The sequence below is a fragment of the Marinobacter sp. F3R08 genome (assembly GCF_018860425.1).
In the GTDB taxonomy this organism is placed as follows: Bacteria; Pseudomonadota; Gammaproteobacteria; order Pseudomonadales; family Oleiphilaceae; genus Marinobacter.
The window spans coordinates 507,095-529,507 of record NZ_JAHKPI010000015.1; the positions used below are offsets into that span (position 1 = coordinate 507,095).

Consider the following 22,413-nt stretch of genomic DNA (forward strand, 5'->3'; position numbering starts at 1 on the left):
GCGATGAATTCGCAATCAATCTTCTGAAGGAGTCCTCATGCAATATCTGCACACCATGATCCGGGTAAGTAATCTGGACGAGACCCTCCATTTTTTCTGCGACCTGCTTGGAATGGTTGAAATCAATCGGAAAAGCAGTGACAAGGGGCGGTTCACTCTGGTTTTTCTGGCATCGCCGGAAGATGAAGCTCGAGCCCGTGAAGACAGGGCCCCGATGATCGAACTCACGTACAACTGGGATCCGGAGGAATACACCGGCGGCCGGAACTTCGGCCATCTGGCCTATCGTGTTGATGATATCTATGGCCTCTGTGAGCACCTCAAGGCCAATGGCGTGACGATAAACCGCCCGCCGAGGGATGGTCATATGGCGTTTATCCGCACCCCGGATAACATTTCTATCGAACTGCTGCAAAAAGGCGAAGCGCTGCCGCCCCGGGAACCCTGGCTCAGCATGGAGAACACAGGCTCCTGGTGAGGCCGGCGGGGGACAGACCGTCCGGACGCCGGAAGTGATACGATAAAGACTCGCAACACGGATTTCGCATCAGGACGATGCATTCATAACATGGAGATGTTTGATGGAAGATTGGCAAGGATGCCTGGAACCCCAGTGTCAGACCGCTTTATTACGAGCACGTGAGAGCGTTGAGCGTCGCGGTGGCTCGGTGATTACCGTTGAAGACTACCTGCTTGCGCTGCTGGACTCTGCACCAGAGGTAACCCGTTTCCTGCGGGGTTGGGGCGTGGATATGGACGAACTCATCCGCACTGTTCAATGCGAACAGCCCATTGTGACCGAAGTTGGTGGCGAAGGGCAGCTATCATCCCAGTTGATGTACTGGTTTGCTTCGGCCCGGGAAACCAGTGGGTCGCCATGGCTGGGTTGGTCGCAACTACTTGAGACTCTCGTTCGCCACGCGGAGCGACTGCAGGAAAAAGCCTACGTGGCAGTCTTTGAGCTGGTCGCCCGCTGGCCGGATTTGTCGGAAGAGCAGGAGTCACCCTCTATAGATGATGATCAGAGAGTACCGGTGGTCGTTACCGATTCCGCATGGATTGAGCTTGCTGAGGATGTATCTATTAGCCTGGCGGCCTCTTCCTCAGCCATGATCTGGGTCCGTGGCGAGCGTGGGTCGGGCAAAACGGCATGGCTCCAGTCGCTGCTGCCTTCACTGGAACAGGATTACATAGAGCTGGATCTGAGGCGTGAAGCAGAGATCATGGCCAGCGATCTGCCGATTCTTCCAGTGCGCTCTGAGGGAGACGGCCCCGGTGGAGATGCTTCACGCTGGCCGGTATTGGTGCTGGACAACATTTCGCCAGCGGATCTGGTTGCATTGATGGATCTTCCGGACAGTCTTGCGCCGGCGCTGGTGCTTCAATGGGCGGGCCCCATATTGCTGCTTGGGCCCGGGGAACCGGGCGAAGATTCTGGCGCCAGACTACTGCAACACCGGATTGGCCGAACCCTTGATACCTTTGACATGCCGACCTCCAGCACGGGGCAGCGTCAGGCCATTCTGACCGCGCATCAGGCGGCCATTGAGAAACAGTGGAATGTCGAAATCCCTCGATCGGTTATCCGGTTCGCTGCGTCTCGCAGGAGCCGTTGTGTGAGCTTGCCAGGTGGCATGCTCCAGTGGCTGGAGAGGGCAGCTGCTCGTCTGAACCTCTTTGCCAAAAGAGGGCCTGCCGAAGCCGTTATACTGGCGGGGCAGGCAGACACCCTTAGACGTCAATCGCTGGTTGCGCTGGCCAGGAAGGAGTCTCTGGAGGACATCGAAGCGTCTCTGGAAGAGATACGGCTTCACCGGGCCGCTGTGGAAGTGGCGTGGCATGAGCGTAAGTCAGCCGGCAAACTGCGTCAGCTTTCGACGGACGATTTGAGACGGGAACTGGAACGCTGGGTTGCAGCTCGGCCCGGGCCGGTTCACTATGTGCTGCATTGTAATCAGCAGGATGGAGATTCAGCGGGTGCAGGATCTGGAAATTTACATTCGTGATCTGGAGGCGGGTGCCGTCTCCCGGTGGCTTGAGAGTCACCTGGACGAGCTGGCCCTGAATGATGATGAGGTGTCAGGCGTGGTCAAAGGCTCTGGTTTTTATCAGAGTGAGAGGCTGCGGATATCTCTTTATCCGGGGGCGTTCGGCAAGCGGTTTACGTCATTGGTCATTGAAGGAACAACACTGCCCTGGGGTAGCGATCTGGACTGCGCACGCAGCGCCTGGCGTGCAATGGATAGGGAAATTCGCTGCAGTCCCGGAGACTGGAAAGAAGGGGAGTCGGTAGAAGACGAAAAGTGGTGGCGCCTGGACCATCGGGGCGAGCAACAGGTAGTCTGGAACTGAAAGAGGCAGCCCACATAGGCTGCCTCTTCGTTATCAGTGGGCGATTCAGTCGCTCAGGATGGAGACATTATCGGCCTGAAGCCCCTTGTCCGCCTCAACAACACTAAAGCGCACCAACTGGCCCTGGCGCAGAACCCGGCGACCACGGCCGCGGATTGCACGGAAGTGCACGAAAACCTCATCGCCACTCTCGCGCACGATGAAGCCAAAACCTTTCTTGACGTTGAACCATTTGACGGTGCCTTCCTCATCACCCTCAGGGCTGTTTTCGTCAAAATCGTCATTATCGTCGTCGTAGTTCGGGTCTGCTGCAGGACTATTGGACCGGGAGGTGCTTCTCTGGCTGACCGGCTGCTTGGCTGCAAATGCCACGGCGAGAAATCCTGTAACACCGAAAACAATCAGAGCGATGATGTAGGCCGCGATACCACGGTTGCTACCCAGAGCCTCTACAAATTCACCAATGGCAATCAGGCGAAGTGGCTCGGGTGTAAACGACAGCAACAGGGCAAGCACCAGCGGTGCGGGGATGGCGATCAGGAGAGCAACAAGGATCGCTTTGGATGGATTACGCATTGACTGAAATTTCTCCGTTCTTGTAACGCTAACGATAAAAACCGGATGTCGGGTAAAATCACACATTCGGTCGGTGAAAACCGCCAGTTCCCCGAAAAACGGGAGCGCCGACGGGCAAAAGCGGCATCATACCAGATTATCCCGAGTGCTGACCAAGCAACGGGGTAAGCAGTGTTATCGATCACATTTTCGACAGATCTACCAAGGGGAGTGCCAATACCCAATGAACCAGAATGATCTGGAAACCCGACTGGACGAGCTGGAAACGCGTCTGGCCTTTCAGGATGATGTTATCAACACCCTGAGTGAGCAGGTTGCCAAGCAGGAAATGGATATCCGGGAGCTATGGGAGGCCAAGCGATTGCTACACAAGCAATTGAAGGATGTCTCGCCGTCCAATATCAAATCTGAGCAGGAAGAGACGCCCCCGCCTCATTACTGAGAAAAGGGGGCAGTGAAGCGTTCATCTGCCCCCTTTTTTGTTCTTCTGATCAGAGGTTTTGCTGTCTAGGCCAGCAGTTCGACCAGAATCTGTTCATAAATCTCAGACAGCGTGTTGAGGTCCTCCGCCTTCACGCATTCATCCACCTTGTGAATGGTTGCGTTGATGGGGCCAAGCTCGACCACCTGTGCGCCCGTCGGCGCAATGAAGCGGCCATCTGAGGTGCCTCCAGAGGTTGAAAGCTCGGTGTCCCGGCCTGTCACCTTGCGGATGGCATCCTGACTTGCTGAGACCAGGGCACCCTTGTCGGTCAGAAAGGGGCGGCCACTCAGGTGCCATTGCAAGTCGTACTTCAGGTTGTGACTATCAAGGATAGCCACCACGCGTTCCTCGAGGCTCTCCGCGGTATTCTCGGTGCAGTAGCGGAAGTTGAAGTGCACGAGGCATTCCCCGGGGACAATATTGCTACCAGTACCTGCTTCCAGTTTGGTGATCTGGAACGTGGTCGGCGGGAAAAAGTCGTTACCGTTATCCCAGAATTCCTTCGCCAGAGAGTCCAGGGCCGGAGCCACAGAATGAACCGGGTTTTCGGCCAGATGGGGATAGGCCACATGGCCCTGGATACCATGAACGGTCAGGTAGCCGTGCAGAGAGCCCCGGCGTCCGTTCTTGATGACATCGCCCACCTCACGGGTGCTGGAGGGTTCGCCAATCAGGCACCAGTCGATTTTCTCGTTCCTGGCCTCAAGCGTTTCAACGACTTTGACGGTGCCGTGTTGGGCCGGCCCTTCCTCATCGCTCGTGATCAGCAGGGCTATGGAACCTCTGTGATCCGGATGTTTTTCGATGAATCGCTCGCATGCGGTCACGAAGGCAGCGAGGCTGCCTTTCATGTCGGCTGCACCACGACCATGAAGAAAACCGTCTCTGATCACGGGATCGAAGGGTGGGTAGGTCCAGTTCTTTTCCGGACCGGTGGGTACCACGTCTGTGTGACCAGCGAATGCCAGTACAGGCCCACCGGAACCTTTACGGGCCCACAGGTTATCGGTGTCACCAAAGCGCAGGTTCTCACCGGCAAAGCCGAGAGGGGCCAGTCGTGACATCATCAGTTCCTGGCAACCGGCATCTTCCGGTGTGACGGACTGCCTGCGGATCAGGTCAATGGCAAGGTCGAGGGTAGGGGAATCAGTTGTTTGCATGCAGTTCTTCGTTCAGCTCAATGGCGGTTTTGTTGGTTTTGCACTCCACCGCGCCAGTCTGGCTGTTACGACGGAACAGGAGATCTGGTTGGTTGGCCAGGTCACGGGCCTTGATCACTTCAACCAGTGCGTTATTGTCATCCAGCAGGGCAACTTTGGTGCCGGCGGTAATATAGAGTCCGGCCTCAACCTTGCAACGATCGCCCAGTGGGATGCCGATGCCGGCGTTGGCGCCGATCAGGCAGTTTTCGCCAACGGCAATGATAATGTTCCCGCCACCGGACAGCGTGCCCATGGTGGAACAGCCACCGCCCAGATCGGAGCCCTTGCCCACCATGACGCCAGCGGAAATTCGGCCTTCGATCATGCTGGTGCCTTCGGTACCGGCGTTGAAATTGATGAAGCCTTCGTGCATGACGGTGGTGCCTTCGCCTACGTACGCGCCGAGGCGAACCCGTGAGGTATCAGCAATCCGGACACCTTTGGGAATCACGTAGTCGGTCATCTGCGGGAACTTGTCGACCGATTTCACTTCCAGCGTGCGTCCTTCAAGGCGCGCCTGAAGCTGGCGATCGGAGAGTTCGTTCAGGTCAACAGCGCCTTCGTTGGTCCAGGCCAGATTTGGCAACAGGCCAAAAATGCCGTCCAGCTTCAGGCCGTGGGGTTTTGCCATACGGTGGGAAATAAGGTGAAGCTTGAGGTAAACCTCCGGGGTGCTGGAGGCCGTGTCATCGGTTTCCAGAACGGTCACCACTACCGGGCGTTTGCTGTTTGCTGCTCTTTCGGCCAGGGCGGCCTGTTCGGTCTGGCCAACCTGACGCAGAGCGTTGGCGAATTGACTGAGCTGCTCAGCAGTGACGTTGATTGCCTGGTTGCCGCTGTTGTAATCAAGGGCGTTGGAGATGACGTCCATCAGGGTGTTGTCAGGTGTCATGACCGGCTGCTGGTAAAACACTTCCAGCCATTCGCCCTGATTGTTCTGGGTGCCGATACCGATACCAAATGCAAAGCTCATCTGATGGTTGCTCCTGTTTAGAGTGTGGGGGCAGAAGCAGGTATGCTTCTGTCCCGGGAGTTAGAATTTAAAATCGCGTTTGACCCGGGTTCAGGCCAGCCATGCCGTCCATTCGTCTGTTTTGAAACCCACAGAAATGCCCTCGGTTCTCTCAACGACAGGGCGTTTAATAATGGATGGGTTTTCCAGCATGATCTCGTGGGCACGTTGGGCGTCAATGGTATCACGAACCTCCTCGGGAAGTTTGCGCCAGGTGGTCCCGCGGCGGTTAATCAGGGTTTCCCAGCCTACCTTTTGTTCCCAGAGGGACAGCGTCTGGCTGTCCAGTCCATCCTTTTTGAAATCGTGAAATTCGTAGGCGACACCTTTTTCGTCAAGCCATTTCCGGGCCTTTTTGATCGTATCGCAGTTCCTGATGCCGTAGATTTTCATGCCTGATTTGCCTTCACAAATTCAACTATCCTCTGCGCTGCCTCGATACACTCTTCCAGCGGCGCCACCAGTGCCATCCTGACCCGGTTCTCACCAGGATTATGTCCGTCGACAGTTCTGGACAAATAACGCCCGGGAAGCACGTGAACGTTCTGTTGAGCCGACAGCTCGCGAGCAAAAAATTCATCATCCATCGGGGTCGCAGGCCACAGGTAGAATCCGGCGTCCGGAAAATCCACGTCCATCACCTCGCGAAGAATGGGTACGACAGCTTCAAATTTGGCACGATAAGCCGCACGGTTTTCCCGCACATGATCTTCATCACTCCAGGCTGCGATGCTGGCCAGCTGGTTGTGGATTGGCATGGCGCAACCATGATAAGTGCGGTACTTCAGATAGCCTTCGAGGATGTTGGCGTCGCCGGCCACAAATCCTGAGCGCAGACCGGGAAGATTGCTGCGCTTGGACAGGCTGTGGAACACAACGCAGCGGGCATAGTCGTCGCGGCCTATAGCCGCACAGGTTTGCAGCAGGCCCTCCGGCGGATTTCCTTCGTCCGGGTACAGTTCGGAGTAGCACTCGTCGGAGGCGACAATGAAGTCGTAACGATCCGCAAGATCAATCACTTTTTTCAGTGTTTCCCGGGGAATTACGGCGCCGCTGGGGTTGCCAGGTGAACACAGGAACAGTACCTGACATTCCTGCCAGGTGGATGCGGGCACCGAATCGAAATCCGGAATAAAGCCATTGCTGCTATCGCAGGCCAGATACACCGGGGTGGCTCCGGCCAGGAAAGCCGCGCCTTCGTACACTTGGTAAAAGGGGTTGGGACTGACAACTGTCCCGGGCTTGCTGGTGTCCACCACTGCCTGTACCAGGGAGAAAATGGCCTCGCGGGTTCCGTTGACCGGCATGATATTGCGCGCCGGACTGAGACTGCCCGGTGTCAGATTGAATCGACGGGTGGCCCACTGACCGATGGTTTCGCGCAGTTCGTCGATGCCCCGGGTGGTCGGATAATTGGCAAGTTTGTCCAGATTGTTCGCAATGACCTGCTTAACGAAGTCTGGCGATGGATGCTTGGGCTCTCCAATGCCGAGAGAAATTGGCCTGAGATAATCAGGTACGCTGATGCCGGCCTTTAATTTGGCCAGTTTTTCAAATGGATAGGGGTGGAGTCTGTCCAGATTCGGATTCATTGAATGTCGTCCAGCATTTTACAGAGATCTTGCTGCAGGGCCCGGCATACGCCCAGATCCTGGATGGGTTCGCCGTGTTCGTCTGTTACGAAGAAAACGTCCTCTACCCGCTCCCCCAGAGTGGCAATCTTGGCGTTGCTCAGGCGCACTCGATGCTCAAGCAGCACCTGGCCAATTCGCGCCAAAAGACCGGGGCGGTCGGGTGTGATTACTTCCATCACCGTGCGTTGGTTGATGGTGTCATTGGATAGCGTAACTTCAGTCGGGAAAGCGAAGTGTTTCAGTTGTCGTGGCGTGCGCCGGTGGATGATGTCCGGATAGTCCTCGGGGTCATCCAGTTCCTCGATCAGGCGCGAACGCACCCGGTCTTTGCGCGCGGGGTCGGTGCCCAGAGGCTGGCCTTTTTCATCCAGTACCACGTAGGAGCTGATCGAGTAGGGGCCTTCGCTGGAGCTGATGCGGGCGTCCACAATGTTCAGGTTCAGCTGCTCAAGTACCGCAGTCGTTGCGGCAAACAGCGCAACCCGATCTTTCATGTAGATAATGATCTGGGAGTAGCCATCGGTGGGGCCGCCCCTGGTATCCCGGATGAGAACCAGTGGATCAGGGTTGTCACCGTGGCGGATGATCGCCGCGGTTTGCCAGGCGATGTCGACAGTGGAATCCTGGAGGAAGTAGTCCTCATCCACGGTGTCCCAGATGGCATCGACCTGGTCATCTGTCATGTTCTGGGCATGCAGGATCTCGCGGGCTTCGGACTGGGTAGCGCGAACCCATTCCTGCCGGTCAATGGGGGTCTCCGTACCGCGGCGCAAGGCCCGTTTGGCTTCAATATAAAGCTGGCGTAAGAGGGAGGCGCGCCATGTGTTCCAGAGTTTGGGGTTGGTGGCGCTGATGTCACACACGGTCAGCACGTACAGGTAGTCCAGGTGCGCCTGGCTGGGTACTGCCTGGGCAAAGCCATGGATAATGTCAGGATCGGAAATGTCTTTACGCTGCGCCGTCATGGACATCAACAGGTGATTTTCCACCAGCCAGGAAATGAGCTGGGTGTCTCGTTCGCTTAAGTGATGTCGCTCGCAGAAAGCCTCGGCGTCGATCGCACCGAGTTCCGAATGATCGCCGCCCCGGCCTTTGGCTACATCGTGGTATAGACCCGCAATGTAGAGGGTTTCCAGTTTCGGTAGCCGGTGGATAAGGCGTGAGGCGAGGGGGTACTCGGTGCGGGCATCGGCACCGCTCAACCGTACCATGTTGCGGATGACTCGCATGGTGTGAGCATCCACAGTGTAAATGTGAAACAGATCATGCTGCATCTGGCCGATGATCTGGCCGAATTCCGGCAGGTAGCGGCCCAGTACGTTGTATTTCTTCATGGCAGACAGGGTCTGATCCAGAGCATGGGGCGTTCTGAGCAGTTCCATGAACAACGTGGTGACAGCAAGGTCAGCTCGGAAGGCATCATCGACCAGGTGCCGGTGCGCACGCAGGGACCGGATGGTCGTTGCGCGGATGCCTTTGATCCCGGGGTGTTGCGCCATCAGCACAAAGATTTCCATGATGGCGTAGGGAGCGTAAGCAAAAACCTGATTGTTAACCGCTTCAATATAGTTGTTTCGAATCTGGAAGCGTTTGTTGATCGGCTGGATAGAGTCTTCGGAAGGGCTCCCGAGAATCGCTTCGTCGTAATATTGCAGGATTACATCGGCAAGCTCTGCCAGAGCGAGAACTGTGCGGTAGTATGATTGCATCATCAATTCAACGCCCAGTCGTTCGTCCTCATCCTTGTAGCCGAGCATCTCGGCCAGGGCGCGCTGGTGGTCAAACAGGAGTCGGTTTTCATTGCGATCTGCCAGCAGTTGCAGGCCATATCGCAGCCGCCAAAGGAAGGTCTCGCCCTGCAACAGGATCTGGTGCTCTTCCTCGGTGAGAATGCTGAATCGGGTCAGGTCTGCAATATTCTGCAGCCCAAAATGTCGCTTGGTGATCCAGCCAATGGTCTGGATGTCACGTAAAGCGCCCGGCGAGCCTTTAACGTTTGGTTCAAGGTTGTATTCGGTGTCGCCGTATTTCTCGTGTCGTTGCTGTTGCTCTTCGCGTTTGGCGATAAAGTAATCGCGATCCGTGCTGATGTCGTCGGAGTATACTCGTTCGCTCAGTTCCGCGCGCAGCACATCGGGGCCGGCGATGGTGCGGGTTTCCAGCAAATTCGTCAGAATCGTAATATCTTCACGGGCCGCTGCCTTGTTCTCGTCGATACTGCGGACACTGTGGCCAATGTCCAGTCGCAGATCCCAGAGCAGAGTGATGAAGGCACCGAGGTCTTCATGCCAGCTGTCTTCTATGCCGCTTCGGGTGAGAATAAGCAGGTCGATGTCGGAATGAGGATGAAGTTCTCCACGACCATAACCACCCACTGCTATCAGGGCAATATCGGGCGAGCTGGCAAAGGGGTAACGGTTCCAGATCAGTCTGAGAACAGTATCGACGGTGTCAGCTCTTGAGTGTACGAGAGCGCGAACATCGGCACCCTGCCGGAAGGCCTCGGCATCGGCGTTGTATCTCCCCTCCAACAGCTCCCGTGCGGCTTTTACCGGAGAAAGTTCGTTACTGATGCGTAATTCCAGCTCGCTTTGGTCCACTTAGAAGGACTCTTCCTTTCGCTTGGTGAGAACCTCGTGGCCATCTGCAGTCACAAGAATGGTGTGCTCCCATTGTGCCGACAACTTGTGATCTTTGGTCACGACAGTCCAGCCATCGGGTAACAGCTTGGTCTGGTACTTGCCCTGATTGATCATCGGTTCGATGGTAAAGATCATGCCTTCCTGCAGCTCCATCCCGGTGCCCGGTTTTCCATAATGCATTACCTGGGGCTCTTCGTGAAACACTGCGCCGATGCCATGACCACAGTAGTCGCGAACAACAGAGTAACGGTGTTTCTCAGCATGTTGCTGAATGACGTGCCCGATGTCGCCCAGGCGGGTTCCCGGCTTTACAAGCTCGATACCTTTATACAGACATTCCTGGGTGATCTGGATCAGACGCTCGCTACCTGGCTTGGGCTTGCCCACGATCCACATCTTGCTGGTGTCGCCGTGGTAGCCATCCTTTATGACCGTGACATCAATATTGAGAATGTCTCCGTCTTTCAGGATCTTCTTTTCGGAAGGGATGCCGTGGCATATGACGTGGTTGACCGAGGTGCAGATAGACTTCGGGAACCCTTTGTAATTGAGCGGTGCCGGGATGCAGTCCTGCTCGTTAACAATATAGTCGTGGCATATCCGGTTGAGTTCTTCTGTGGATACGCCGGGCTTGACGTGCTCGCCGATCATCTCGAGGACTTCTGCCGCCAGGCGCCCTGCGACGCGCATCTTTTCGATTTCTTCCGGAGTCTTGATCGATACCTGCATTGGGCTTCCCGTTGATTTGTGCCAAACCGGCATTTTAAGGGGCGAGCTGCCCGGGTACAAGGAAGTGAGCTCTCAAAAATAATGGCGTTTGGTCGCCCGTTTATGATATAAACGCGCCCGCCGGAAACGAATCCGGAAAATTCACACACGTGTCGGCACGTTATCCCAGGGTGCCTGCTTCTCTTTATTAAGGGTGGTCAGGTTGGGGTAATCGGATACGTGGAGGACTAACCCGAAGCTAAAAAGGTAATTATCATGGCTCAGGTAAATATGCGTGACCTGCTCAAAGCAGGTGCTCACTTCGGTCACCAGACTCGCTACTGGAACCCGAAAATGTCGAAGTTCATCTTCGGCGCCCGTAACAAGATTCATATCATCAACCTTGAGCAGACTGTTCCTGCCATGAATGACGCACTGAAAGTCGTTCAGCAGCTGGCAGAAAGCAAAAACAAGATCCTGTTCGTTGGTACCAAGCGTGCCGCGGCCAAGATTATCAAGGAAGAGGCCGAGCGTTCCGGTCAGCCGTTCGTTAACCACCGCTGGCTCGGTGGCATGCTGACGAACTACAAGACCATTCGTCAGTCTATCCGTCGCTACCGTGACCTGGAAGCCCAGAGCCAAGACGGTACCTTCGACAAGCTGACCAAGAAAGAAGCTCTGGATCGTACCCGTGAAATGGACCGTCTTGAGCGCTCCATCGGTGGTATCAAGGATATGGGTGGTCTGCCGGACGCCATGTTCGTGATTGACGTTGACCATGAGCGTATCGCCATCAAGGAAGCCAACAAGCTGGGTATCCCTGTTATCGGTGTGGTCGATACCAACAGTGATCCGGACGGTGTTGATTACGTGATTCCGGGCAACGATGACGCCATTCGCGCGATCCAGATCTACGTGAAGGCCGTTGCTGACACCTGCCTCGAAGCATCACAGTCTGCCGGTGCCGGCGCTGATGAGTTCGTAGAAGTCAGCGAAAACGCTGAAGGCACTGCTCCCGCCGCTGAGTAATGTTTTACCTTCACGTTTGAGATGTAAGGCGTGCCCCGAGTCACTTCGGGCACGCTTCCCCACCGAATTCGGAACAGTTGAGAGGATTGAACATGGCTGCAATTACCGCTGCAATGGTCAAAGAGCTGCGTGAGCGCACGGGCCTTGGCATGATGGAGTGCAAAAAAGCACTCGTGGAAGCCGAGGGCAGTGTTGACGCTGCAATCGAAGAGTTGCGCAAGTCTTCCGGTCTGAAGGCTGCCAAGAAAGCCGGCCGGACTGCCGCTGAAGGCGCGTCACTGATCAAGATTTCTGACGATAATACCGTTGCTTACATCCTGGAAGTTAACTCTGAGACGGACTTCGTAGCTCGGGATGACAACTTCCTGAACTTTGCGAATGATGTGCTGAGCGTTGCCTTTGAAAAGGGTGAGTCAGATGTCAGCAAGCTGATGGAAGGCGATCTGGAAGCGAAGCGTGAAGCTCTGGTTCAGAAGATTGGCGAAAACATCACCGTACGTCGCATCGTCAAGATTGAAGGCCCGGTTGTTGGTGGCTATGTCCACAGCAACAGCAAGATTGCTTCCGTTGTTGCTCTGACTGCTGGCGATCCTGAAGTGGCTCGCGATATTGCCATGCACGCTGCTGCCGTTAATCCGCGTGTTGGCAAGCCTGAAGAGATGCCGGCTGAAGAGCTGGAGAAAGAGAAAGAAGTGATCAAGGCCCAGCCGGATATGGAAGGCAAGCCCGCGGAAATCGTCGAGAAGATGATGGGCGGTCGGATCAAGAAGTTCCTCAAGGAAAACAGCCTTGTTGAGCAGCCTTTTGTCAAAAATCCTGACCAGACCGTAGGCGAGCTGATCAAGTCCGCCGGTGGCGAACTGGTTGGTTTTGTCCGCCTCGAAGTGGGTGAAGGCATTGAGAAGGAAGAAGTAGACTTTGCTGCCGAAGTTGCTGCTGCAGCTGGCACAGGCAAGGCCTGATCCTTCGTTTGATGCAGCAGGCGTCCAGTCACTGCATCACCTGAGTCTGCCACGTTAGCCGGGGTTTCCCGGCTCTCGTGGCGGGCTTGTATCTGAGATACCCCTTTTTTGAGGGGTATGTCAGATACAAGCCTGCAACGGGTATCACACCGGGTAGCAGCCAACAGACGAAAAGGGGATCATCATGCCGACATCATCGAAAACCCAGCCCAGATACAAACGTGTTCTGCTCAAGCTCAGTGGCGAGGCCCTGATGGGAGAGCACGATTTCGGTATTGACCCCAAAGTTCTCGACCGCATGGCACTGGAGATTGGCGCGCTGATTGGTATCGGCGTTCAGGTTGGCCTTGTGATCGGCGGTGGTAACCTGTTTCGTGGTGCGGCCTTGAATGCGGCCGGCATGGACCGGGTAACCGGTGACCATATGGGAATGTTGGCCACGGTAATGAACGGCCTTGCAATGCGTGATGCCCTGGAGCGGTCTAATATCCGGACCCGTGTGATGTCCGCGATTCCAATGAGCGGGATTGTTGAGCATTACGACCGCCGCCGTGCGGTTCGGGATCTCAAGGATGGGGATGTGGTGATCTTCTGTGCCGGAACTGGTAACCCCTTCTTTACGACGGATTCCGCTGCCTGCCTGCGTGGTATTGAGATTGAGGCCGATGCCGTACTCAAGGCCACCAAGGTGGATGGCGTATACTCAGCTGATCCGCATCTGGACAGCAGTGCAGAGAAATACGATCGCCTTACCTACGACGAGGTTCTGGATAAGAAGCTGGGTGTGATGGATCTCACAGCGATTTGCCTCGCTCGGGATCACGGCATGCCGCTTCGGGTATTCGACATGAACCGCGCAGGTGCACTGACTCGAATCGTGACCGGTGAAAAAGAAGGTACACTGATCGAATAAATCGCTATCCGGCCCCCCGTGAACGGGGCAGATTCCGGAATGACATGACGAACGAATTGAGGATGCTGACGTGATTAACGACATCAAAGCAGAAGCCGAAAAGAAAATGAAAAAGAGCCTTGAGTCTCTGAACTCGGCGTTTAACAAGATCCGTACTGGCAGGGCCCATCCCTCCATCCTGGACAGTGTCATGGTGAACTATTATGGCCAGGAAACACCGTTGAAACAGGTGGCGAGCGTGAATGTCGAGGATAACCGGACACTGACGGTCTCTCCCTGGGAAAAGAACCTGATGCCGACCATCGAGAAAGCCATTATGAGCTCCGATCTTGGCCTCAACCCGGCAACCAGTGGTGATATTATTCGTATCCCGATGCCGATGCTGACCGAAGAAACCCGAAAGGAAATGGTCAAGCAGGCAAAAGCTGACGCTGAACACGGTCGGGTATCCGTCCGCAATGCTCGACGTGACGCCAACAGCATGATCAAGGATCTGTTGAAGGAAAAGGAAATTACCGAGGACGACGAGCGCAAGGGCGAGGATGAGATCCAGAAGCTCACGGATCGCTACATTGCGGAAGTCGAGAAGATGCTCAAGGCCAAAGAAGAGGACCTGATGGCGGTATAACCACCAGCCTGGGTCACTTGTAAGCGAATTGAAAGGCCGGGGCGTTAAAGTGCTCCGGCCGTACAGGGGATTTCATGACGGGAACTGTATCCGCAGAGATTCCGGTGTCGGCAGACAGCCGGCCCCGGCATGTGGCCATCATCATGGACGGGAACAATCGATGGGCCAAGAGCCGTCGTCTTAAGGGAGTAGCAGGTCACAGAGCGGGTGTGGATGCAGTCAGGGCAGTAGTGGAAACCTGTGCCCGCGAGGGTATTGAAGTTCTGACCCTGTTTGCTTTTTCCAGTGAAAACTGGCGTCGCCCCAAGGAAGAGGTGTCGGCTCTGATGAAACTGTTCATGTTTGCCTTGGAACGTGAGGTACGCAAGCTTCATCGAAACGATATCCGGCTGCAAATTATCGGTGACCGCACGGCCTTCAGCCTGGCTCTTCGAGAGCAAATGGACGCGGCGGAAGAGCTGACCCGGAATAATTCCCGAATGACGCTTGTGATTGCTGCCAATTACGGTGGTCACTGGGATATTACCCAGGCGACACGTCAAGTGGCCGAGCAGGTCAGGGCCGGGCAGTTGGCGCCATCGGATATAACGGATGACCTGATCCAGCAGCACCTTAGTATTGGTGATCTGCCAATGCCTGACCTGATGATTCGAACCGCTGGTGAGCAGCGAATCAGTAATTTCATACTGTGGCACCTGGCCTATACAGAGCTGTACTTTTCTCCCGTTTACTGGCCGGACTTCCAGCAGGAAGAAATGCTGAAGGCTTTGCAGGCATATGCAGGTCGACAGCGTCGTTTTGGCCAGACAGATGATCAGATCGCGGCCAAGGCTCTACAACAATAACGAACGAGAGCGACGTTAATCGTGTTAAAAACCCGAATCATCACCGCACTGATCCTTGCTCCCATCGCTATTGGCGGGATCTTCTTTCTCCCGCCGTTGGGGTTTGCGCTTTTCACCGGTGCCGTTATCACAGTAGGGGCCTGGGAGTGGGCGAATATGTCCGGCATTGGGAACCCTGCTGGCAGGATAGGCTATGCCCTCGCGACGGCTGTTGTTCTCTATGGGCTGCTGAACGTACCTGTTGTTTCAGTGCTCTGGCTGGCCCTGCTCTGGTGGTGCGTTTGTTTTCTTCTGGTTCGCAGTTATCCCGCGGGTTCCGAAAAATGGGGAAGCCTTCTGGCAAGGGCCCTTATGGGACTGTTCGTTCTGGTGCCGGCCTGGGTGGGCCTTAATCACTTGCGTACGGGCGGCTTTCAGTTCGGTGACAGTACCAATAACCTGCTTCTCATCCTCTACGTGTTCTGTGTCGTCTGGGTCGCCGATATTGGTGCTTACTTTGCTGGCCGGGCCTTTGGCAAAGCCAAACTTGCTCCTCGTGTCAGTCCCGGGAAGTCCTGGGCGGGTGTCTGGGGCGGCCTGGTTGCGGTGGGAGCCTTCGCCTTGCTGGTCAGTTTCATGGCTTCCGCAGGAGCAGGCCAGACGTTGCTTCTGGTGATTGCGAGCCTGGTTACTGGCCTGGTTTCGGTGTTGGGTGACCTGCTGGAAAGCATGTTCAAGAGGCATCGGGGTATCAAAGACAGCAGTCAATTGCTCCCTGGTCACGGGGGGATCATGGACAGGATCGACAGTCTGACTGCGGCTATTCCGGTATTTGCTCTGATCATTACCCAACTGGGTTGGCTTACAGCCGGGCAGTGGTGATTATGGAAACCCGCTCTATCAGTGTTCTGGGAGCTACCGGCTCCATTGGTCTCAGCACCCTTGACGTCGTCCGGCGCCATCCGGGGCGATTTTCGATCCATGCGCTGACCGCCAGCACCCGTGCCGAAGAGCTTGCAGTGCTGTGCCGTGAGTTCCGTCCCAAGGTGGCGGTGATGGCCGATCCTGAGGCCGCTGTGGTTCTGTCGGAATTATTGGTGGATTTTCCTGACACCAAGGTCCTGGCCGGGCTGGATGGGCTGTGCGAGGTGGCGTCTGACCCTGCCGTTGATACCGTGATGGCAGCTATTGTTGGTGCGGCGGGGCTATCGCCGACGCTATCGGCGGTGCGGGCAGGGAAGCGGGTATTGCTCGCGAACAAAGAGGCCCTGGTGATGTCCGGCAAACTGTTCATGGATGCGGTGGCCGGGGCCGGAGCTGAATTGCTGCCGATTGACTCCGAGCACAATGCGATTTTCCAGTGCATGCCGGCCGACAAAGTTAGAGATCCTGGCGGGGCTGGCATCACACGAATTCTGCTGACAGCCTCGGGTGGTCCCTTCAGGGAGCACTCCGCTGATGACCTCCGGACAGTGACACCGGCCCAGGCGTGTGCCCATCCCAACTGGTCCATGGGGCAAAAGATCTCAGTGGATTCTGCAACGTTGATGAACAAGGGCCTGGAGTTGATTGAAGCTTGCTGGCTGTTCAATACAACTCCGGAGAGCGTAGAGGTGCATGTTCACCCTGAGAGTATTATTCACTCCATGGTTGAATATGCCGACGGTTCTGTACTTGCCCAACTGGGCAGTCCTGATATGAGAACACCGATCGCTAATGGTCTGGCGTGGCCGGAGCGCATTGATGCCGGTGTTGCGCCCCTGGATCTGTTCGCCATTGGGAGCTTTCACTTCGAACGGCCTGATCTGGAACGTTTCCCGTGCTTGCGTCTGGCGGCGGAAGCTTTTAAGGCAGGTGGCACTGCTCCGGCCGTTCTTAATGCCGCCAACGAGGTTGCTGTCGCTGCTTTTCTGCAGGGCACCCTGTGTTTTTCAGATATCCCCGTTATCATAGAGCGGACCATGAGCTCGACCGTGGTTGAGCCAGCGAACAGCTTTGACATGATCTTTGCGAAAGATAAAGAAGCACGGGCCCGCGCAAGGGAACAGATAGATCTGTTAACTGTCTGATAGTCGCACTACAAAGCTGTCCGGCTGAAGCCATCAATCAGGAACGTTATGCAGATTATTGAAACCGTCCTCGCACTCGCGCTCACTCTGGGCATCCTGGTGACCCTCCACGAATACGGTCATTTTTGGGTTGCCCGGCGCTGTGGCGTAAAGGTGCTTCGCTTTTCTGTAGGCTTCGGGAAGCCGCTGTTCTCCTGGTACGACAAGCATGGGACTGAATTTGCAGTCGCCGCTATTCCTCTTGGTGGTTACGTGAAGATGCTGGACGAGCGCGAAGGCCCGGTGCCCGAGGAACTAAGGGATCAGGCCTTCACCTCCAAGCCGCCGATTCAGCGCATTGCCATCGCATCGGCCGGCCCTGTTGCCAACTTTATTTTCGCTGTTTTTGCATACTGGTTATTGAGTGTGGTCGGGGTTACCCATGTCGCGCCGATTATCGGACAAATAGCCGATGAGAGTGTGGCGGAGCGGGCTGGATTGCACGAAGGCATGGAGATCCATGCAGTAGACGGCCACCAGGTAAATTCCTGGCGTGATGTGAATATGCGTATCCTGGAACGGGCCGGGGAGCAGGGTTCGATCTCAATGGAGGTATCCGATGGCGGCGTCCGCGGTAACGTCAGTGGAGAACTTTCTGGCTGGCGTCTGAGTGATGACACGCCGAATCCTCTGGCAGAATTCGGGATCACGCCATGGCGCCCAACGATTCCCCCTGTATTGGGGCAGGTATCTGAGGGGGGGCGGGCTCAGTCCGCTGGTCTGGAGCCCGGCGATCGGGTTCTGGCAGTTAATGGTGAGTCGATCAGTAACTGGTTCGAGCTTGTCGATGCCATTCGCAACGCTCCGGAACAGACGCTTCAGCTCACGGTTGCGCGCAATGGTGCTGAGCGTTCTGTCAGTGTGACGCCGGAAGCCCGAGACGCAGAGAGCGGTGAGACAATTGGCTTTGTTGGTGCCGGCGTGGAAGCTATTACGTGGCCGGAGGACGTGTTGCGTGATGTCAGTTACGGTCCTTTTGCGGCACTCCCGGTTGCTCTCAGCGAAACCTGGGCGGATACCCGCCTGACTCTGGTAGCGATCAAGAAGATGTTCACAGGGCTTTTGTCACCCACCAATCTCAGTGGTCCGATTACCATTGCCCGGGTGGCTGAGGCCAGCGTAAGTTCCGGCTTCGAGGATTTCGTGCGTTTTCTTGCCTATCTCAGCGTGAGTTTGGGTATTCTGAACCTGCTGCCAGTGCCTGTACTTGATGGTGGTCATATCGTGTACTACACCATCGAGGCGATCAGGGGAAAGCCGCTTTCCGAGCAGGCTCAGGCGTTTGGATTACGAATTGGTATGGCAATGATACTCACATTAATGGTGTTTGCTCTTTACAACGACCTGATGCGGTTGTGAGAATTGCGGGCTCCTTACGCGCATTAACCAGGCGAAATATTTGAATGAGACGTTCTCTTCTAGGTGTTGCCGTTGGCCTCGCTGTAGCCGTGTCCGGCCTGAAGCCAGCACTTGCTGATCAGTTCACTGTTGCGGATATTGAGGTGGAAGGCCTTCAGAGGGTATCTGCAGGTACTGTTTTTTCCGCCTTGCCAGTCAATATTGGGGAACAGGTGGATGAGACAGAGCTGGCTGATGCTATCAAATCCCTGTTCCGGACCGGACTGTTTACCGATATAGAGGTCAGCCGCGATGCGGGTGTGCTTATCCTGACGGTTCGTGAACGGCCCTCGATCAGCACTATCGAGATTGAGGGTAACAAGAATATTGAGACCGAGATGTTGATGGATGCTCTTGCGGGTGCAGGGCTCCAGGAGGGGCAGGTATTCCGGCGTGCGACTCTCGAACGTCTTGAGCTCGAGATCCTGCGTTCCTACATTGCCCAGGGGCGGTACAACGCCCGGGTGAAGGCGACCGGGGAGGAGCTGCCCAGGAACCGGGTTGCGATTCAGCTGGATATCAGCGAAGGCTCTGTTGCTGCGATTCACCACATCAACCTCATTGGCAACGAGGACTTCAGCGATGAGGAACTGCAGGACCTGTTCGAATTGCAGACGACGAGCTGGTGGAATTCAATTACCAACTCGGACAAGTATGCCAGAGAGCGTCTCAGTGGCGATCTGGAATCCTTGCGGTCATTCTATCTTGATCGGGGCTACCTGGATTTCAACGTCGAATCCAGTCAGGTTTCCATATCGCCGGACAAGCAAAAGGTCTTCATCGCCATCGCCCTGAATGAGGGGCCCCAGTACACCATTTCCGAGATCAACCTTCGTGGTGACCTCATTTTGGATGAATCGGAGCTGCGCTCACTGATTCCGGTTCAGGAGGGCGATGTATTCTCCCGATCCCGCATGACCGCAATCTCGGAATCGCTGGCATTCCGGCTTGGCCGGGAAGGTTATGCGTTCGCCAACGTCAATGCCGTTCCTGAGCCCGGCGAGAACAATACTGCTGCTGTCACCTTCTTTGTGGAACCAGGCAAGCGGGCTTATGTGCGAAGAATTAATTTCGATGGCAACGTGTCTACCCGTGACGATGTGCTTCGCCAGGAAATGACACAGATGGAAGGCGGTGTGGCGTCTTCTGATCGCATCGAGTTCTCCAAGACCAAGCTCGAGCGGCTTGGCTTCTTCCAGGCTGTAAATGTCGAAACGGTTCCTGTGCCTGGAACGGATGATCTGGTGGATGTTAACTATTCCGTTGAGGAGCAGCCGACCGGCAGTCTGTCTGCATCTGTCGGTTTCTCCCAGGACTCCGGTGTGATTCTCGGTGCCAGTGTCTCTGAAAACAACTTCTTTGGTACGGGTAAGCGGGTATCTTTCGGTGTCAATGTCAGTGATTCGGTGAAGAGCGCCAACGTTTCCTACCTTGATCCCTATTATACCGTTGACGGGGTGAGCCGTGGGTTCAGCCTTTTCGCCCGGGAAACAGATTATGAAGAGGAAGATATCTCCTCATTCCTCCTGGACGAATACGGAGGCCGCGTTACTTTCGGTTATCCGATAGACCAGAATACCCGTTTGAATTTTGGCGCCGGTGTGACCCAGTCGAACCTCAAAGAAGGTCTGTACACCTCGCAAGAAGTGACGGAATTCATCCAGGACGAAGGTGATTCATTCACCAATTACTTCCTGTTCGGTAGCTGGAGTCGCAGCACTCTGAATCGCGGCGTGCTGCCCACTTCGGGTTTCAGTCACTCCCTGTCACTGGACGTTGCGGTACCTGGTAGCGACCTGACGTTCTACAAGGCAACCCATAAAACCGATTTCTACTATCCGGTTACTGACGACAATCGTTGGGTAATCCGTGCACGCACCGAAGTGGGTTACGGAGACGGATATGGCGATCGCACCCAGATGCCTTTCTACGAACATTTTTATGCCGGTGGTTATGGATCCGTTCGTGGATATGAGGCCAACTCACTTGGTTTGAAAGCAACCAATAACGAGAACGATCTCACGGATCCGGATGCGTTTGGTGGCAATCTGTTGACTGAAGCTGGCCTTGAGCTGATTGTCCCGACACCCTTTGCCGGTGATACCCGTTCCATGAGAACAGCTCTGTTCCTGGATGCCGGTCAGGTTTTTGATACGGATCGAGGCTTTGACCCAGAGCTGGGTGAAGTCAGGATGGCTGTCGGTGTTGGTTTCCAGTGGATAACTGCCGTTGGCCCACTCGCGTTCAGTCTGGCCTATCCTCTGAACGATGAGGCTGGCGACGACACACAGGTGTTCCAGTTCTCACTGGGCCAGACCTTCTAAAGCATGGATAATAACCGTCTACGGATGAACACCAGGAGAAAACTAATGTCCCGATTTTTGATGATGTTCGCTGCTCTGATCATGGCGTTTTCGTTCCCGGCAATGGCCGACACACGGATTGGTGTGGTCGATTTGCGTCAGGCGCTGTTCTCTTCTGACGACGCCAAGACCTTCAGCGAATCGCTTCAGAAGGATTTTGCGGGCGATGAAGCCAGAGTCCGTGAGGCTCAGGAAGCGGCCCGGAAGCTCCAGGAGCGTCTGGAAAAGGACGGTGCGATGATGAATGAGAGCGAGCGCAACAAGCTGTCCGGTGAGTTTCAGGAAAAGGTCAAGGAGTTCAACTTCCTCAAGCAACGCCTGGATTCAACCGTTAATCAGCGCAAGCAGGCGTTTCTGGAGCAGGCTCGCCCCGAGGTCGACGCAGCTGTCAAGGAGCTTCTTGACGAGAATGATCTTGATTTGATCCTGCCCAGTGAAGCTGTTGTCTATGTAAAACCGGAAATGAACCTGACCTCTCAGCTTCTGGAAAAACTGAACCGTTAATTTGTGACGGGGCACCCCGGTGCCCTGATCGTTGCTTGGGAGCATGCAATGACAGAAAGTTCCTATCGCCTTGGGGATATTGCCGATGCCCTGGGAGCGGAGCTGCGGGGTGACCCTGATGTGACGATATCGGGGTTGGCGACGTTGCAGGCCGCTGAGCCCGGTCAGATCAGCTTCCTGGCGAATCCGTCATACGGCAGATACCTGGCAGATACACGCGCCTCTGCAATTATTGTATCTCCCGCTTCGGCGAAGGATGCTCCGACCAACGTCCTGTTACTGGACAACCCCTACCTCGGATATGCTCGCCTGAGCCACTGGTTCGATCCGATGCCGGTTGCTTCGCCGGGCGTTCATCAGACCGCGGTCGTGGATCCCTCGGCTACACTTGGTGATGACGTCAGCGTTGGCCCCAATGCCGTTATCGAGGCAGGCGCTGACATTGGGGAAAAGGTGGTCGTGGGCGCCGGATCGATTATTGGCGCCAGAACCACCATTGGTGCGCAGACGGTGATTCGGCCCCGGGTGACCCTGGCCCATGATGTAGTGGTTGGAAAGCGCTGCCACATCCTCAGTGGAGCCGTCATTGGCTCTGACGGTTTTGGTTTCGCAAATGAGAAAGGCGCATGGCACCGGATCGCGCAGCTTGGTCGGGTCGTTCTTGGAGATGACGTGGAAGTGGGGGCCAATACGACCATTGACCGTGGTGCTCTGGACGACACTGTTATCGGTAACGGAGTCAAACTCGATAACCTGATACAGATTGCTCACAACGTTCAGATCGGCGATCACAGCGCCATGGCGGCGATGGTAGGAATAGCCGGTAGTACCCGAATTGGTCGGCATTGTGTGTTTGGCGGGGCTTCCGGCGTGGCGGGGCATCTGGAAATTGCCGATCAGGTTCACTTAACAGGCATGACCCTGGTGAGCGGTGACATACGGGAATCCGGAGTCTATTCGTCGGGCACCAGCGCCGATACTAACCGTCAGTGGCGCAAAAATGCTGTGCGCTTCCGCCAACTGGACATTCTGGCGAGACGGGTCAAAGAACTGGAAAAGAAATTAGAGGGCTGA

22 protein-coding genes are annotated in these 22,413 nt (G+C 55.5%); 15 read left to right on the forward strand and 7 right to left on the reverse strand.

What is annotated here, in order from left to right; translation table 11 throughout:
- Window positions 1-37: 37 nt before the first annotated feature.
- The 3 genes from KO499_RS11375 to KO499_RS11385 all read left to right on the forward strand — a co-directional run bounded on the left by KO499_RS11375 (window position 38) and on the right by KO499_RS11385 (window position 2,352).
- Entirely contained in the window at window positions 38-478 is a 441-nt protein-coding gene (locus KO499_RS11375; RefSeq protein WP_215983849.1) for a VOC family protein, read from the forward strand.
- Window positions 479-581: 103 nt separating this feature from the next.
- The gene (locus KO499_RS11380) at window positions 582-2,006 is read left to right on the forward strand and encodes a hypothetical protein (protein WP_215983850.1); all 1,425 of its coding nucleotides are present in this window, start codon (window positions 582-584) and stop codon (window positions 2,004-2,006) included.
- Window positions 1,978-2,352 carry a hypothetical protein gene (locus KO499_RS11385; protein WP_215983851.1) on the forward strand — a complete coding sequence of 125 codons (375 nt, stop codon included), beginning with the start codon at window positions 1,978-1,980 and terminating at the stop codon, window positions 2,350-2,352. Before KO499_RS11380 ends, KO499_RS11385 begins: the two co-directional genes overlap by 29 nt.
- A 45-nt stretch (window positions 2,353-2,397) precedes the next feature.
- On the opposite strand, the gene KO499_RS19905 is transcribed toward KO499_RS11385, so the two are convergent.
- Window positions 2,398-2,928 (reverse strand): cold shock domain-containing protein, encoded by a 531-nt coding sequence (locus tag KO499_RS19905; protein WP_323133340.1) that lies wholly within the window; start codon window positions 2,926-2,928, stop codon window positions 2,398-2,400.
- A 223-nt stretch (window positions 2,929-3,151) separates the two neighbouring features.
- Between KO499_RS19905 and KO499_RS11395 the strand changes: the two genes are divergently transcribed.
- Window positions 3,152-3,370 carry a SlyX family protein gene (locus tag KO499_RS11395; protein WP_215983852.1) on the forward strand — a complete coding sequence of 73 codons (219 nt, stop codon included), beginning with the start codon at window positions 3,152-3,154 and terminating at the stop codon, window positions 3,368-3,370.
- Between the two features lie 65 nt (window positions 3,371-3,435).
- On the opposite strand, the gene dapE is transcribed toward KO499_RS11395, so the two are convergent.
- From dapE to map, 6 genes are all read right to left on the reverse strand, one after another.
- On the reverse strand, window positions 3,436-4,572 hold the full coding sequence (gene dapE, locus KO499_RS11400) for a succinyl-diaminopimelate desuccinylase (protein WP_215983853.1): 1,137 nt from the start codon (window positions 4,570-4,572) through the stop codon (window positions 3,436-3,438).
- Complete coding sequence (gene dapD, locus KO499_RS11405) at window positions 4,559-5,587, reverse strand: 2,3,4,5-tetrahydropyridine-2,6-dicarboxylate N-succinyltransferase (RefSeq protein WP_215983854.1); 1,029 nt, start codon at window positions 5,585-5,587, stop codon at window positions 4,559-4,561. Before dapD ends, dapE begins: the two co-directional genes overlap by 14 nt.
- A gap of 90 nt (window positions 5,588-5,677) precedes the next feature.
- Window positions 5,678-6,019, reverse strand: coding sequence for an ArsC family reductase (locus tag KO499_RS11410; RefSeq protein WP_215983855.1), 342 nt, complete (start codon window positions 6,017-6,019; stop codon window positions 5,678-5,680).
- Window positions 6,016-7,218 carry a succinyldiaminopimelate transaminase gene (gene dapC / locus KO499_RS11415; RefSeq protein WP_215983856.1) on the reverse strand — a complete coding sequence of 401 codons (1,203 nt, stop codon included), beginning with the start codon at window positions 7,216-7,218 and terminating at the stop codon, window positions 6,016-6,018. Before dapC ends, KO499_RS11410 begins: the two co-directional genes overlap by 4 nt.
- Window positions 7,215-9,860: a [protein-PII] uridylyltransferase gene (locus tag KO499_RS11420; protein ID WP_215983857.1), complete on the reverse strand. Its 2,646-nt coding sequence runs from the start codon at window positions 9,858-9,860 to the stop codon at window positions 7,215-7,217. The genes dapC and KO499_RS11420 overlap by 4 nt, the downstream gene beginning before the upstream one ends.
- Window positions 9,861-10,631 (reverse strand): type I methionyl aminopeptidase, encoded by a 771-nt coding sequence (map, locus tag KO499_RS11425; protein WP_215983858.1) that lies wholly within the window; start codon window positions 10,629-10,631, stop codon window positions 9,861-9,863.
- A gap of 255 nt (window positions 10,632-10,886) precedes the next feature.
- Between map and rpsB the strand changes: the two genes are divergently transcribed.
- The 11 genes from rpsB (at window position 10,887) to lpxD (ending at window position 22,413) form a co-directional block, all read left to right on the forward strand.
- On the forward strand, window positions 10,887-11,639 hold the full coding sequence (rpsB, locus tag KO499_RS11430; protein WP_215983859.1) for a 30S ribosomal protein S2: 753 nt from the start codon (window positions 10,887-10,889) through the stop codon (window positions 11,637-11,639).
- A 92-nt stretch (window positions 11,640-11,731) separates the two neighbouring features.
- Entirely contained in the window at window positions 11,732-12,601 is an 870-nt protein-coding gene (gene tsf, locus KO499_RS11435; protein WP_215983860.1) for a translation elongation factor Ts, read from the forward strand.
- 184 nt (window positions 12,602-12,785) lie between these two features.
- A complete protein-coding gene (gene pyrH / locus KO499_RS11440; RefSeq protein ID WP_215983861.1) occupies window positions 12,786-13,514 on the forward strand; it encodes a UMP kinase in 729 nt (242 codons plus the stop codon).
- A gap of 70 nt (window positions 13,515-13,584) precedes the next feature.
- On the forward strand, window positions 13,585-14,142 hold the full coding sequence (gene frr / locus KO499_RS11445) for a ribosome recycling factor (protein ID WP_323133341.1): 558 nt from the start codon (window positions 13,585-13,587) through the stop codon (window positions 14,140-14,142).
- A gap of 74 nt (window positions 14,143-14,216) precedes the next feature.
- Entirely contained in the window at window positions 14,217-14,987 is a 771-nt protein-coding gene (gene uppS, locus KO499_RS11450) for a polyprenyl diphosphate synthase (protein WP_215983862.1), read from the forward strand.
- A 21-nt stretch (window positions 14,988-15,008) separates the two neighbouring features.
- Window positions 15,009-15,848 (forward strand): phosphatidate cytidylyltransferase, encoded by an 840-nt coding sequence (locus KO499_RS11455; protein WP_215983863.1) that lies wholly within the window; start codon window positions 15,009-15,011, stop codon window positions 15,846-15,848.
- 2 nt (window positions 15,849-15,850) lie between these two features.
- Window positions 15,851-17,035 (forward strand): 1-deoxy-D-xylulose-5-phosphate reductoisomerase, encoded by a 1,185-nt coding sequence (gene ispC / locus KO499_RS11460; RefSeq protein ID WP_215983864.1) that lies wholly within the window; start codon window positions 15,851-15,853, stop codon window positions 17,033-17,035.
- Window positions 17,036-17,083: 48 nt separating this feature from the next.
- Window positions 17,084-18,433 carry an RIP metalloprotease RseP gene (gene rseP, locus KO499_RS11465; RefSeq protein WP_215983865.1) on the forward strand — a complete coding sequence of 450 codons (1,350 nt, stop codon included), beginning with the start codon at window positions 17,084-17,086 and terminating at the stop codon, window positions 18,431-18,433.
- A 44-nt stretch (window positions 18,434-18,477) separates the two neighbouring features.
- On the forward strand, window positions 18,478-20,796 hold the full coding sequence (gene bamA / locus KO499_RS11470) for an outer membrane protein assembly factor BamA (RefSeq protein WP_215983866.1): 2,319 nt from the start codon (window positions 18,478-18,480) through the stop codon (window positions 20,794-20,796).
- Between the two features lie 45 nt (window positions 20,797-20,841).
- On the forward strand, window positions 20,842-21,339 hold the full coding sequence (locus KO499_RS11475; protein WP_215983867.1) for an OmpH family outer membrane protein: 498 nt from the start codon (window positions 20,842-20,844) through the stop codon (window positions 21,337-21,339).
- Window positions 21,340-21,387: 48 nt separating this feature from the next.
- Window positions 21,388-22,413: a UDP-3-O-(3-hydroxymyristoyl)glucosamine N-acyltransferase gene (gene lpxD / locus KO499_RS11480; protein ID WP_215983868.1), complete on the forward strand. Its 1,026-nt coding sequence runs from the start codon at window positions 21,388-21,390 to the stop codon at window positions 22,411-22,413.